This is a genomic window from Mycobacterium sp. ABE4_509 (assembly GCF_056160785.1).
In genome coordinates, this window is the sequence record NZ_JBSWXU010000146.1 from 1 (window position 1) to 13,297 (window position 13,297).

The 13,297-nt window shown below is 69.7% G+C and carries 14 protein-coding genes; 10 read left to right on the top strand and 4 right to left on the bottom strand.

The features are described from left to right. On the bottom strand, window positions 1–385 hold a 385-nt coding region (locus ACXAID_RS23185; RefSeq protein ID WP_475024534.1), incomplete at its 3' end, for a DUF222 domain-containing protein. Window positions 386–484: 99 nt separating this feature from the next. Here ACXAID_RS23185 and ACXAID_RS23190 point away from each other — a divergent pair. From ACXAID_RS23190 to ACXAID_RS23215, 6 genes are read left to right on the top strand one after another with little or no spacing between them, the layout of a single operon-like run. Continuing rightward, window positions 485–1,609 carry an LLM class flavin-dependent oxidoreductase gene (locus ACXAID_RS23190; protein ID WP_475024535.1) on the top strand — a complete coding sequence of 375 codons (1,125 nt, stop codon included), beginning with the start codon at window positions 485–487 and terminating at the stop codon, window positions 1,607–1,609. After that, the gene (locus ACXAID_RS23195; protein WP_475024536.1) at window positions 1,606–2,757 is read left to right on the top strand and encodes a sulfotransferase family protein; all 1,152 of its coding nucleotides are present in this window, start codon (window positions 1,606–1,608) and stop codon (window positions 2,755–2,757) included. The genes ACXAID_RS23190 and ACXAID_RS23195 overlap by 4 nt, the downstream gene beginning before the upstream one ends. Beyond that, entirely contained in the window at window positions 2,757–4,001 is a 1,245-nt protein-coding gene (locus ACXAID_RS23200; protein ID WP_475024537.1) for a DUF1214 domain-containing protein, read from the top strand. Before ACXAID_RS23195 ends, ACXAID_RS23200 begins: the two co-directional genes overlap by 1 nt. 1 nt (window position 4,002) lies before the next feature. Beyond that, window positions 4,003–4,509 carry a VOC family protein gene (locus tag ACXAID_RS23205; protein WP_475024538.1) on the top strand — a complete coding sequence of 169 codons (507 nt, stop codon included), beginning with the start codon at window positions 4,003–4,005 and terminating at the stop codon, window positions 4,507–4,509. After that, window positions 4,506–5,939: a carboxylesterase/lipase family protein gene (locus ACXAID_RS23210; RefSeq protein ID WP_475024539.1), complete on the top strand. Its 1,434-nt coding sequence runs from the start codon at window positions 4,506–4,508 to the stop codon at window positions 5,937–5,939. Before ACXAID_RS23205 ends, ACXAID_RS23210 begins: the two co-directional genes overlap by 4 nt. A gap of 43 nt (window positions 5,940–5,982) precedes the next feature. Continuing rightward, window positions 5,983–7,245 carry a cation:proton antiporter gene (locus ACXAID_RS23215; RefSeq protein WP_475024540.1) on the top strand — a complete coding sequence of 421 codons (1,263 nt, stop codon included), beginning with the start codon at window positions 5,983–5,985 and terminating at the stop codon, window positions 7,243–7,245. 18 nt (window positions 7,246–7,263) lie between these two features. Here the strand turns inward: ACXAID_RS23215 and ACXAID_RS23220 are convergent, their stop codons facing one another. Together ACXAID_RS23220 and ACXAID_RS23225 are read right to left on the bottom strand one after the other, a co-directional pair. Beyond that, window positions 7,264–7,968, bottom strand: coding sequence for an enoyl-CoA hydratase/isomerase family protein (locus tag ACXAID_RS23220; RefSeq protein ID WP_475024541.1), 705 nt, complete (start codon window positions 7,966–7,968; stop codon window positions 7,264–7,266). Next, window positions 7,965–9,179 (bottom strand): cytochrome P450, encoded by a 1,215-nt coding sequence (locus tag ACXAID_RS23225; RefSeq protein WP_475024542.1) that lies wholly within the window; start codon window positions 9,177–9,179, stop codon window positions 7,965–7,967. The genes ACXAID_RS23220 and ACXAID_RS23225 overlap by 4 nt, the downstream gene beginning before the upstream one ends. A gap of 113 nt (window positions 9,180–9,292) precedes the next feature. Here ACXAID_RS23225 and ACXAID_RS23230 point away from each other — a divergent pair, with 113 nt between their 5' ends. Together ACXAID_RS23230 and ACXAID_RS23235 are read left to right on the top strand one after the other, a co-directional pair. Then, on the top strand, window positions 9,293–9,706 hold the full coding sequence (locus ACXAID_RS23230; RefSeq protein WP_475024543.1) for a Zn-ribbon domain-containing OB-fold protein: 414 nt from the start codon (window positions 9,293–9,295) through the stop codon (window positions 9,704–9,706). Continuing rightward, window positions 9,703–10,887, top strand: coding sequence for a thiolase family protein (locus tag ACXAID_RS23235; protein WP_475024544.1), 1,185 nt, complete (start codon window positions 9,703–9,705; stop codon window positions 10,885–10,887). The genes ACXAID_RS23230 and ACXAID_RS23235 overlap by 4 nt, the downstream gene beginning before the upstream one ends. Here the strand turns inward: ACXAID_RS23235 and ACXAID_RS23240 are convergent. Further along, a complete protein-coding gene (locus ACXAID_RS23240; protein WP_475024545.1) occupies window positions 10,855–11,541 on the bottom strand; it encodes a TetR/AcrR family transcriptional regulator in 687 nt (228 codons plus the stop codon). The two genes, ACXAID_RS23235 and ACXAID_RS23240, sit on opposite strands and share 33 nt — an antisense overlap. 143 nt (window positions 11,542–11,684) lie before the next feature. Here ACXAID_RS23240 and ACXAID_RS23245 point away from each other — a divergent pair, with 143 nt between their 5' ends. Both ACXAID_RS23245 and ACXAID_RS23250 read left to right on the top strand, forming a co-directional pair. Beyond that, on the top strand, window positions 11,685–11,810 hold the full coding sequence (locus ACXAID_RS23245; RefSeq protein WP_475024546.1) for a hypothetical protein: 126 nt from the start codon (window positions 11,685–11,687) through the stop codon (window positions 11,808–11,810). Beyond that, window positions 11,807–13,270, top strand: coding sequence for a glycosyltransferase family 2 protein (locus tag ACXAID_RS23250; protein ID WP_475024547.1), 1,464 nt, complete (start codon window positions 11,807–11,809; stop codon window positions 13,268–13,270). The genes ACXAID_RS23245 and ACXAID_RS23250 overlap by 4 nt, the downstream gene beginning before the upstream one ends. Window positions 13,271–13,297: the final 27 nt, after the last annotated feature.

Below are 13,297 nucleotides of genomic sequence, written 5' to 3' on the forward strand. Positions count from 1 at the left end.
TCAGCCCCCGATCCTGAGCGATCGCCGTCGCCGCCAACACCGGCGATAGTGGTGGCCCACTGATCGCCGGGCGCGGCGCCAACTCCGCGGCGGCGGCCAGCCGCCGGTGCGCCTCAGCGGTCGAGATCCGCCACCGGATCGCCAACACATCCTTGAACGACTTGGCGCCCAGCTGCTGCGGTGTCGTCTCGACCTGCAACCGCGCCAACAACCGATGCCGCAACGCCGGCAACCGACACCACACGGTTTCCAACTCATCGAGAGCCTCGATCAGCTCGGCGCCGGTCAACGTGTCGAGCTCACAGGCCATCACCTCATCGACCGCGGCAGCCAACCCGGCCACCGCATCCGACACGACCCCACCCGACATGACTCGAACATACATTCGATCACCGACAAGAATCGGACGGCGGAGCGGGCCCATGCTGAGCAGATGCTCAGCATTCCGGGGACGCAGCCGCCGCCGTCCGGTAGCTTGCGCTGCATGCCCTTGGAGTTGGCCGCATTCTTCCGGACCACTCTGCCGCTGGATCTCAGCACTCTGGACGCCCTCGACGACGGCCGCTACCACTCCATCTGGATGCCCGACCATCTGGTGAGTTTCTGGCCGGACTCGATCTGGACGCCGGAGTTCACCGATCTCGCGCACGTGTCGCCGTCGCCGCACCGCTACCTGGACGTCCTCGCCCTCGCCGGTGCCGTGGCCGCCCGGACGTCGCGCACCCGGTTGGCCACCAGCGTCGTCGACACGGTGCGCCGACACCCGGTGATGCTGGCCCAGTCGGCACTGACGCTGAGCCACCTCTCGAGCGGCCGGTTCATCCTGGGGCTGGGTGCCGGCGAGCGGGAGAACCTGGCCCCCTACGGCTTCGAGGACCGAAAGACGGTGAGCCGGTTCGCCGAGGCGCTGCGGCTGATCCGGCTGCTGTGGAGCGCCGAGGGACCCCTCGACTTCGACGGCGAGTTCCACACCCTCGAGCACGCCCGCCTCGACGCCGAGCTGCACCCCACCGGCCCGCCCCCGATCTGGGTCGGGGCCAACGGCCCGCGCATGCTGCGGCTCGTCGGTGAACTCGGCGACGGCTGGTGGCCGACCGGCAGCGCCGGACCCGAAACCTACGCCGCCCAACTGGCGCACATCCATGCCGCAGCCGAGCAGGCAGGCCGCGATCCGCAGGCGATCACCCCGGCGAAAATGGTGGTCTGCCTGATCGGCGAGCCAGACGAACTGAGCGTGATCCTGCAACGCCCCCTGGTGAAGTCGCTGGTGCTGCAGCTGACGGCCGACGCGCTGCGCCGCACCGGTCACCGCCACCCGATGGGGGAGCGCTGGCGCGGCATCCAGGACATCGACCCCCGCGTGCTGACCCGCGACCGGCTGCTGCGGCTGTTCGACGAGGTCGACCCCGCCGCGATCCTGTCCGTCGTCCCGCACGGCACACCGAAAGAGGTCGCCGAGCAGATCGCCGCATTCGGCGAGGCGGGCGCCCGGATCGTCTCGGTGCTCGACTACAGCGCGATGGCCGGGCAGGCCTACGCCGCCGCGTCGGCGGGCAAGGTGCGCGAGGTCGAGGACGCACTGCTGCAACTCACCGGAAGCACGCGATGACAACACTGGACGCCGACGTTCTCGTCACCGCGGCGCAGCACGAGACGGGACTCGCCGACTTCGGCGACGACACCCTGCCGGCGCGCGTAGCGCTGGTCGTCGACCGACTCAACAATGCCGATCTCGACGAGACAGGTTCGCGGGCAGCCGAATACACCATCACCGGGCTGCTCACCAGCCGGCTTCGCTTCGTCGCCGACCGCGCCCGGTTCCCGCTGGCCGCAGAACAGATCACCGCGCCGCTGTTCGCCACCGGTGAGCCCCGATCGGGGACGACGCTGCTGCACGCCCTGCTAGCCGAGGACGACGACTCGCGCGCACTGCGGTTCTGGGAGGTGATGTATCCGTCGCCGCCACCCGGCCCGGTAGACGGGGACGACCCACGCCGGGCCCGAGCCGATGCGGACTGGCGAGACATCCTCGACCGCATCCCGCCGTGGATCGTCAGCCACCCCTACAACGATCTGCTCGGTGACGGACTGCCCGAGTGTGAACGCACCTGGGCCTTCGACTTCCGCGCGATGAACCCGAGCGCCTGGTGGCGGGTCCCACTCACGATCCAGAACTTCGCCCAGGACCATCACGCGCAGTACGCGCTGCACCACATGATGCTCCAGCACATCCAATACACCCGGCCGCCGAAGCGGTGGGTGCTCAAAGGGTTTCACGGACGCCGCCTGCGCGCGCTGTTCGACACCTACCCCGACGCCCGCATCGTGTGGGTGCACCGCGACCCGGTACAGGTACTCGCCTCCCAGATCGTGGCCTTCGGGCAGATCAACGAAAGCCTCGCCGGGACGCTGGACTGGACCCGGTACGCCAAGGACACGATCGAGGGGTCACGGGCCAACTTCCACGCCTACCTCACCGACCCGTCGGTGGACGACCCGCGTATCCACCACGTCCGCTACCGCGACTTCGTCGCCGACCCGGTCGCCACCATCGGCGGCTTCTACGACTTCGCCGGTGTGCCCTTCACGACCGAGGCCGAGAAGAGGATGCGGGACTACCTCGCGACCAACCGCAGCGACCGGTACGGGAAGTTCCGCTACTCCACCGACGTCCTGCCTGTACCCGTGCAGCAATTGCACGACGAATTCGCAGGCTACCGCGAGAAGTTCGGCATCGACATCGAGACGAGGCACTGATGGCCTTCGGGGACACCGGGGACGACGAGGCGCTGCGCGCTGCGTGGCACGAATTCTGCGACCGGCTCAGGGCGGCCGGTGATCTCGCATTCAAGGACACCTCACCGGCGAACGGCCTGCAGCGCGCCGACGCGTTCCGCTACCTGGCCCAGAACCTCGGGCAGGCCTACGATCTCGCGCTGGAGACCAAGAACACCCGCTACCCGATGATCCACCCGTTCTGCGGCCCCAGCCGAAAACTCGGCGGCGACAACGCCGACTTCGTCTATCTGCAGGCGTGGATCGACGGCGCATCGACCTACCGGATCGCCGGGGACCGGGGCACGGCGCGGTTCGTCAACTTCACCGTGCAGGGCCCGCGTCCGGACAAGGACGTGTACTACGGCGCCGACCATCCAAACCTGCACGAGCCGTTCGGTGACACCCCCGAGGCGAACATCACCGGCGACGACCTGGTCACCGAGCCCGACGGCAGCTTCGAACTCTACGTGGGAGGTGAGCGCCGGGAACCGAATTGGCTGCCCACCACACCGGGCTCACGCAAGCTGTTCATGCGGCAGGGCTTCGACTCCTGGGACGAGCGCTCGGCACAGTTCAGCATCGAGCGCATCGACATGGACACGCCGCGTCCGGTGCCGACACCGCCGGACCTCATCGCGTCGATGCGCTGGGCCGGCGACTTCCTGACCGGGGTGATGACGGACTGGCCGGACCGCGAACTGCAGATCGGCTCGCTGTTCGGGGAACCCGAGCCCAACGTGTTCCCCGGCGCACGCTTCGCCGGCACCGCCGAACAACGCGATGCCCGGCGCGGCAGGCTCATCGTCACCATGCCGTGGCGTCTCGAGCCGGCCGAAGCACTGACCTTCGAGTTCGCCGACGACGGCGAGTTCTGGATGCTGACCAACATGGGCGCATTCTGGAACAGCATGGACTACCTGTACCGGCCGGTGAGCTACACCCCGAGCAGGTCGGCGACCGACCCCGACGGCCGGGTGCGACTGGTGCTGGCCCACGACGACCCCGGCGTGCACAACTGGATCGACACCCAGCAGTTCAGCCAGGGCTACCTGACCATGCGCGTCATCGGAAGCCGGCAGCTGCCGGAGGTGACCACCACGGTCGTCCCCCACGCGGAGCTGGACACCGTGCTGCCGGCCGACACCCACCGTGTCACGCCCGACCAGCGGGCCGCGCAACTCCACGACCGCTTCGACGCCATCCGCCGCAGGTACAGGATCTGACATGGACCCCAAACTCGAGACACTGGCCGCATCGGCCTTCGACAACGTCTATCACGTCGGCCACCTCGTCCCCGATCTGCTGGGCGCCATGCGCGCGATCGGCGACGGTATGCAGATCACGTGGGCGCCGCCGTTCGAGATGCGCAGCGGCTTCACCCGACCGGACGGATCCGCCGACGACCAGAACGTCCGCATCGCGTTCTCCGCGTCCGGCCCGCCATACCTGGAGCTGATCGAGGTCGTCGCGGCCGCCGACTCGATCTTCGCCGAACCCAGGCTCGGCGGCATGCACCACGTCGGCTACTACGCCCAGCGCTGGCGCGACGACGCCGCCAGACTGCAGGACCAAGGGTGGGAGCTGGAGCGCACCGGAGCCGGGGTGGCGTTCCTGCGGGACCCGCGCAGCGGGCTGCGCGTGGAGGTGGTGAGCTTCAAGGGACGTGACTTCATCCGCCAGGTGCTCAGCGGTGAGATGGCCGAGACCTATCCGCTGACGGAACCTCGGTGACGGCACTGGCGAAGACCGCCCACGGAGTGCTGCGCGGCGATGACACCGGTGCGGTTCTCGTCTTCCGCGGTGTGCCCTACGCCGCTGCGCCGACCGGCGAGTACCGTTGGCGGCCGGCACAACCCGTGACGAGCTGGACAGGGGTGCGCGACGCGACCGCGTTCGGTGCCATCCCACCGCAGGACATCACTCCCGAGCGGCTGGCCAAGCGTGGCCTGACGATGAGCGAAGACTGCCTGACGCTCAACATCTGGACGCCCGCGGCCGACGACAACGGCCGGCCCGTGCTCGTCTTCCTGCACGGCGGCGGCCAGACGCAGGGGCACGGGTCCGCGCCGCTGATCGACGGTTCGCGGCTGGCCCGGCGCGGCGACGTCGTGGTGGTGACGGTCAACTTCCGGCTCGGCGCGCTGGGCACGCTCTACGCGCCCGACCGGCACGGGGCCGGTTCCACCAACCTGACACTGCGCGACCAGAAGCAGGCGCTGCAGTGGGTGCGCGAGCACATCGGCGCGTTCGGTGGCGACCCCGGCTCCGTCACCGCGGCCGGGCAGTCCTCCGGCGCGATCGCGATCTCGGCCCTCATGGCGGGCGGGTGCGACCTGTTCGATCGGGCCATCCTGCAGAGCGGCGGCCTGGAGCGCGTCCGGTCCACGGCGGCCGCCGCGGCCGTCGCCGATCAGTTCCTGCGCGCCGTCGGCCGCGCCGGGGAACCGGCCATCGAGCAGATCCTCCTCGCTCAGCGCGACATCTACCCCGGATTCGTGCCGCCGCAGGGTCCGTTCCACCCCTGCATCGACGGCGACGTCATCGCCGAGCATCCTATGGTGGCCGCACGCACCCGCGAGATGCCGAACATCCCCGTCCTCGCCGGGACGACGCGCGACGAGTGGCGAATCTTCGACGCGGCGCTGGATGACGACGTGTTCACCGAGCGGTACGTGGCCGAGCGCGCGCAGGCGCTCGCCGGCGATGGCCACGACGCCGACGCGGTGCTCGCGGCCTACCGCGCCGACCACGACACGCTGCGCGACGTCGCCGGCGCGCTGGTCACCGACTACCACTTCACCGCCCCGACCGAGCAGTTCGTGCGGGCGCACGCCGGGCGCGGAAACCCGGTGTTCCGCTACGAACTGCAGTGGCCCTCGCCGCGCCCCGGACTGGGGGCCTGCCACGACTCGTGCCTGCCCCTGGTCTTCGGCAACCTGGATGCCGCACCCGCACTCGCCGGTGACGATGAGGCCGCTCGGCGCATGTCGGATACGGTTGCGCAGCTGTGGTTGGAGTTCGTCCGCGGAGGAGCGCCGTGGGACCGCTACGACGGCGCCGGCGGGCCGACGCTGCTGCTCGGCCCGGAGACCGCAATGGCCCGAGGCCACCGCGCCGGGCAACTCGCCGTCTGGGAGGACCGCTATCCCGCCTACGGGTAGGCGGCGGGGCGCAGCGTCTCGTGGTGGGCACTAAACTCGCCGCGTGACAGCGCCCCTGATCGCGTTGATGGCCGGGCTGGTACTGGTGTACTCGCTGTTCGCCAAACGCCTCAGCAGCGCCAACATCACCGCCCCGCTGCTGAGCGTCGTCGCCGGGACCGCGGTGTTCTCGTTGATCGGACCGCACGTCGACATCTCGATGCTGCAGATCGTCGCCGAGCTGACGTTGGTGATCGTGCTGTTCCACGATGCGTCGACCGTCAAGCTGGCTCAACTGCGGCACGACCCGGGCATCGCACTGCGGTTGCTGCTCATCGGGTTTCCGTTGGCCCTGGTGGCGACGTTCCTGCTGACCAGGGAACTGCTTCCGACGGTGGGGGTGGCCGGTGCCTGGCTGCTGGCCGCCGCGGTGACGCCGACCGATGCCGGCCTCGGTGCGCCGACCATTTTGAACCCCGTGGTGCCTGTGCGGATCCGCCGCGGCCTGAACGTGGAAAGCGGCCTCAACGACGGTCTGGCGACCCCCGTCGTGCTGCTCGCACTGTCGGTGCTGGCCAGCGAGGAGCGTGTCAGTGAACCCGCGATTCTGCAGGTCGGTGCGGTGCCGGTGGTGATGGCCGTGCTCTGCGCGGTGGCCCTGGCCCTGGTGTCGGCCTGGCTGATGGACCACTCGCGCACAAGACAATTCAGCGGCAGCCGGGGCCGGGAGATCGCTACGCTGGTGCTGCCGTTGCTGATCTTCGGATTCGGCGAGGTGGTGGGCGCGAACACGTTCATCGCGGCGTTCGTCGGGGGCATGGTGTTCGGCGCCGCGAGCACGACGCTGCGCGAAGAACCCGACACCGCACAGCTTCTCGAGGTGGCCTCGGACCTGCTGGGCTTCGTGGTGTGGTTCTTCGCCGGTGCGCTCGTCGTCGCCGTGCTCGCGGACGGTTTCCGGTGGCAGTGGCTCGTGCTCGCCGTCGCCGCCCTCACCGTCCTGCGTTTCGTGCCCGTCTGCATCGCGCTGGCCGGCACCGGCTACCGGTGGCCGACGGTGGCGTTTCTCGGCTGGTTCGGGCCGCGCGGACTGGCAACGGTCGTGTTCGGGTTGCTGGCGATGAACGAGCTCGGCAGCGACTCACCGCTGACCACCACACTGGGCGGTGTCATCATGCTGACCGTGCTGCTCAGCGTGTTCGCGCACGGGGTCAGTGCAGCACCGATCGCCAACCGCTACGGCCGCTGGATGGATCGGACCCAGCCGGCCGCCGAGGGGCGAAGCTCGGTCGAGCCGATGCCGTCTCGCGGCCACCACCGGCACTGAACGTCAGTTCACAGCACCTCAGTGGCTCTGCTCGAACAGCCTTGCCATGGCCTCCAGCTCGGCGGCGACGGCGGTCTGCACGGCTTCGGCCCGGCCGACGGTCAACAGGCGCTTGGATTCGCGAACCGCTGCAGGATTCTGTTCGGCGACCCTGTGCGCGGCGGCCGAGGCGGTGGTGACCAGATCCTCGTCGGCGACGACGCGCCACACCAGCCCGGCCCGTTCGGCTTCGGCGGCGTCGAGCCACTCGCTGGACAGCACCGACCACATCGCGTCGGCCCAGCGCATCCGTGCGGGCAGCAGCGCCGAGCTGCCCGCCTCCGGCACCAGGCCGAGGCTGGTGAACGGGAACAGGAACCGGGCGCCCGCCGCCGCGACGACGATGTCGCAATACAGCAGCAGGGTGGCGCCGAACCCCACCGCCAAGCCGTTCACCGCGGCGAAGAGCGGTTTCGGGAACCCGGCCAGCATCTGCAGCAGCAGATCGAACTGAGCGCCGGCGTGGTGGTGGTCACCGCCGGGAGGCAGCAGCGACTTGTCCGCCCCCGCGGAGAACGCCCGTCCGTTTCCGGTCAGCACCACCGCCCGCACCGCCGGATCGGCGTCGAGCCGGCTCAGGGCGAGGTGCAGGTCGCGATAGTCGTCGGCGGTGAACGAGTTGAGCCGCTCCGGGCGATCGAAGCTCAGCCAGGCGACGTGGTGGTCCCGGTGCTCGGCGATCACGGCGCGCCGCCGACGGGCCCGAGGGTCATCGGGAAGCTGTGCGCGGCCCGGACCCCGGTGGTGAAGGTCAGTTCGGCTCCCGACTTGAGGCCGTAGTCGGGGATGCGCTGATGCCACACCTGCAACGCCGCCCGCAGCTCCACCCGGGCCAGGTGAGAACCGAGGCACCGGTGCGGACCTCCGCCGAAACCGAAGTGGCGTTTGATCTTTCGTGACCAGTCCGGGGTGTCGGCGCTGTCGTTCGCCGATTCGTCCACGTTGGCCGACCCGAGCATCGCCAGGACGCGTTCGCCGGCCCGGACCGGGCAGCCGCCGAGCTCGGTGTCGCGGTCGGCCACCCGCGGCACGACCATGACCGGGGTTTCCCAGCGCAGTAGTTCCTCGACCATCGACGGGATCGTGTCGGGGCGGTCGATGATGTCCCGGCGCCATCCGGGATGGTCGATCAGGAACTTGAAGAAGCAATCCAGCGACGCCGACACGGTGTCGAGGCCGGCGATCAGGAACAGGAAGCAGATGTCGAGGATGTCGTTGTGGCTCAGCCGCTCCCCGTCGATCTCGGCGTCGAGGAAGTGGCTCATCAGGTCGTCCCCGCGGGTGTCGCTGCGCTGCTCGATCACCTGGTCGAAGTAGGTGTAGATCGACTGCGCGGTGGCGCGTTGGTGGGCCTGCACGTCGGGATGGTCGAAGGGCTTGCCCACCACCAAATCGGGCCGGATGATGCCGTCCTTCATGGCGAGGAAGGCCGGCAGCTCGTCGACGGGCAGGCCGAGCATCGTGATGAACACCTGGCTGGGAAACGGCACCGAGAAATCCGCCACGAAGTCGATCTCGGACCTGCCGGCGAACCCGTCGATGAGCCGGTGCGCCAGTGCCCCGAGGTCGCGCTGTCGGGCCTGCATCAGTTTGGGGGAGAACAGCGGGTCGAGGATGCGGCGGAACTTGCCGTGGGCGGGTGGGTCGACCTGCAACGGGATCAACGAGCGCTCGTTCTTGAGATCGCCGGCCGTCAGCGCCGAGGAGAACAGCTGGGTGTCGTGGAGCACCTCGTCGACCAGCGACCACGAGCTGACCAGCACGCCCACCCCGTCGACGCGCAGGACGGGGGAGTTCTGCCGCAGCGCCGCATAGATCGGATGCGGATCCGTGCCGGCGGCCTCACCGGCCAGGCCGAGCGGATTCGACAGCGTCGCGGGTGGCTCTGGTGCCATGGCAGCTCCTCGGTGACTGGTCGTGCCGGCGGGCAACCTCGAGAATTCCACCGACCGCCCCAATTTACAAATGCTATTCTTTAATAGCTGCAGGACCGTGAAGGAGAGCCATCATGTCGCTGGCGCCACGCCGGACGCTGCCGGCGGACAAGGGGCCCGCCGGGTTCTTCTGGACGATGGGCGGCGACGGCCGGTTGCGGTTCCTGCAGTGCACGGCGTGCCGTTACTACATCCATCCACCGACGTCGTACTGCCCGCAGTGCGGCGGGCGGGACGGGGCGCCGCAGCCGGTGTCCGGCCGCGCCACGGTGTACAGCTACACCGTCAACCACCAGCCCTGGGACGGCGACGCCGCGCCGTACGTCGTCGCCGTCGTCGAGCTCTCCGAGCAGCCCGGGCTTCGCCTGATGACCAACATCGTCGGCGTCGCACCCGAACAGGTGTACATCGGGATGCCACTCGAAGTCACCTTCGAAGACCACGATCCGATCCACCTCCCGCTCTTCCGGCCGGCTGTAGGCCGATGAGCGGGCGGGAACGCGACGCGGTCATCTCCGGCATCGGCCAGTCCGCGATCGGCCGCCGGCTCGGCCGCGACGAGCTGGATCTGACCCTCGACGCGGCGCTGAGCGCGGTCGCCGACGCCGGACTCACCGTCGGCGACATCGACGGACTGGCCACCTACCCCGGCGCGATGAGCGGCTACCCGGGTTTCAGCGGGCCGGGCTCCGCGGAGGTTCAGGACGCACTGCGGCTGAACCTGAACTGGCACAGCGGCGGCGCCGAAGGGCCCGCCCAGCTGCAGGCGGTCATCAACGCGGCCATGGCCGTGTCGATGGGACTGGCCCGCCACGTCCTCGTCTACCGGACGGTCACCGAATCCAGCGCACAAGGCGCCGGCCGGCGCCCCGGGATCGGTGTCGGCGCGGGCACGGTCACCGGGCCGCAGCAGTGGACCCTACCGTTCCGGGCGTATTCCGCGGCGAACTGGCTGGCGATGTACGCACAGCGGCATTTCCACGAATTCGGCACCACGGAACAACAACTCGGTCAGATCGCGGTCAACGGGCGGCGCAACGCCGCGCTGAACGACAAGGCCGTCTTCCGCGAACCGCTCACCCTGGACGACTACCTCGGCGCGAGGATGATCTCCACTCCGTTCCGGCTCTACGACTGTGACGTCCCGGTGGACGGCTCGACCGCGTTGATCGTCTCCGCGGCCGAACACCGCGGCTGCGTCGATCACCCGGTGGCGCGCATCGAGGCCGTCGGGGCCGCGTTGCGCGGCCGCCCGTCCTGGGAGCAGTGGGACGATCTGACCACCATGCCGGCCCGCACCTCCGCGGCGCAGATGTGGTCGCGCACCGATCTCCGGCCCGCCGACGTCGACGTCGCCGAGCTCTATGACGGATTCTCCTGGCTGGCGATGTCCTGGCTCGAAGCGCTCGGATTCTGCGGCCACGGACAGAGCGGCGGATTCGTCGAGGGCGGTGAACGGATCGCGCTCGACGGCGAACTGCCCCTCAACACCCACGGCGGCCAGCTCTCGGCGGGCCGGTTGCACGGGTACGGCTTTCTGCACGAGGCGGTCCTGCAGCTGCGCGGTGCGGCCGGTGCCCGTCAGGTCGCCGGCACCCCCGAGGTCGCGGTGGTGTCCAACGGTGGCGGCCCCGTCTCAGGGTGCATGCTGCTCACCCGGCTGGCGTGAGCGCGTGCGGGCAGCCTTGTCGGGTGGGGCGCCGATCTGCAACGCCGGTGCGGCGAATCGCATGACCTGTGCACGGGTCTTCTTCCGATCGCGCGGGAAGCCGTGGTGTGCGAACGCGGTCTGGCTGGCCATAGCGAACAGACACACGGCGTCTGCCTCCGGATTCGGCGAATTCAGAACGCCGGCGCCGTGCCCGGCCTGCAGTACCGCGACGACCGGCTCGGCGAGCAGCCAGCGCATCTCCTCGGTCACTTCGGCGGCGAGACGTGAACCCAGCACGTCGGCGGCGCTGAGCAGCGCGGTGCGCTCGGCGCGGCCCGGCTGAAAGAACAGATCGAGCAACGCGTCCAACCACGCGTCGACGCCGGCCACGGGATCGGCGGTGGCGGCTATCGCGCGATCCAGGGACTTGCGTGCCGACCGGCCGTCGCGCCGGATCAGCGACACCGCCAACGCATCCTTGGACGCGAAGTGACGATAGAAGCTGCTGGTCGACAGGTTAGCCTCGGCGAGAACGTCGGCGACCGACATCGCCGCGTAGCCGTTGCGGTCGATCACCTTCACCGCGGCGTCCATGACGATCCGCCGCTCGGTCTCATCGTCGAACAGCCGCGGACGGCCCGGCCGATCGGCTCGGCCCGTCGCCTTCTTCACGTCGGCCCCTTCCGGACTCGGGCACTGCCAGCGCACCTGAGCATGGCCCACAATTGTGCCCGAGGTGGGCGGATCGGCCCCGCGCGGCGTCACCGGCCGATCTCCACACAATCTCCACGCGGACTCCAAGCCGGCAGGCTGCCGTGTCGGCGACGCTGGTGGGCGTGAAGGAACACCGCCTCTACCCTGAAATGGTGGCCGCACAAATCTTTCTGCAGGTGCGGCTGACGGTGCGCCGCGTCGCCGACCTGGGGGAGCAGTCTGCGTGACCACCTCCGACGACACCACAGCGCTGGCCGAGACACGCCGGCGCTTCTCCTCGCGGCTCAGCCCGCCGCGGACGCCACCGATCAGCGTGCTGATCCATCTGGCCGTGCTGGCACTGTGGGTGGCACTGTTCCTGCTGGTCTTCGGTCGGGGCGACATTCTCGCCTGGTCGGTGGGCCTGGCCTATCTGTGCTACGACGCGGCGCTGCTGGTGTTCACCGGCTGGCACATCCGACGGTTCGTCACGCCGCCGGGACATGCTGAACCGGGGCCGGCGCCGAGCGTCGCGGTCTTGATCGCAGCCCACAACGAGGCGGCGGTCCTGCCCGCCACCCTGCGGGCGCTGGCCGCGCAGAGCGCACCGCCCGACGAGGTGGTGATCGCCGACGACGGCTCGACCGATGCGACGGCCGAGGTGCTGTGCGCCGAGTTCGGCTTCACCACCGATCGGGTCGGAGTGGCGGGCCCGCCGGTTCAGGTCGGGCCGATGACCGTCACCTGGATCCGGCTGGCCCACGGCGGCAAGGCGCGGGCACTCAACGCGGCGATCCTGCGCACGGATGCCGACGTCGTGCTGACCGTCGACGCCGACACGCTGCTGGACCACGAGGCCATCCGGGAGGTCCGCGACGCGTTCGCCCGCGAGCCCGAACTGGTCGGCGTCACCGGCATCATCACCCCGGAGTCCCGCCGAACCCCGGTCGGGCGGGCCATGCAGTTCTTCCAGACCTTCGAGTACATCCGGAACTTCCTGGGCCGCTACGCGTGGATGCGGGTGGACTGCCTGCAGTTGATCTCCGGGGCGTTCGCCGGATTCCGCCGCGCGGCCGTCGTCGAGGTCGGCGGTTTCGACGACGTCTGCCTGGTCGAGGACTACGAACTGGTGCACCGGCTCTACCGGTACGCCGGCGAGCACGAGCTGCCGTGGCGGTTCCGTGTCCTCGGCGCCGCACAGGCCCGCACCGAGGCCCCCGGCTCGGTGCCGGCCCTGCTGCGCCAGCGCCGCCGGTGGTTCGGCGGCTTCCTGCAGACGCAATGGTGGTACCGGGCGATGGTGGGCAGCCCGCGGATGGGCCCGATGGGCACGCTGATGTTGCCGATCAAGGCCATCGACGCCGTCCAGCCGCTGTACGGGCTGACCGCGTTCGCGTTGCTGATCTACTTCATCGTCACCGGCAACACCGACGTCCTGGCGCCGGTCGCGGTGGTCCTCGGCGGCATCCTGGCGATCAACCTGTTGTTCCAGTTGTGGTCGGTTGCCCAGTATCGCCGCTGGGTGGGCGACCGGCACCGGGTGAGCCTGTTCGGCGCCGCGGTCGCCAGTCTGGTGGAGCCGTTCACCTTCAGGCTGTTGCTCCAACTGGGCGCCCTGCTGGGCTGGATCGCCTTCCTGGGCGCCGGGCAGCGGTGGGGCCGCATCGACCGGTTCGGTCTCGACGACGCTCCTGCCGGCCGGGCGTGACCGCGGCGGGTCTGGCGGGTTGGGGCC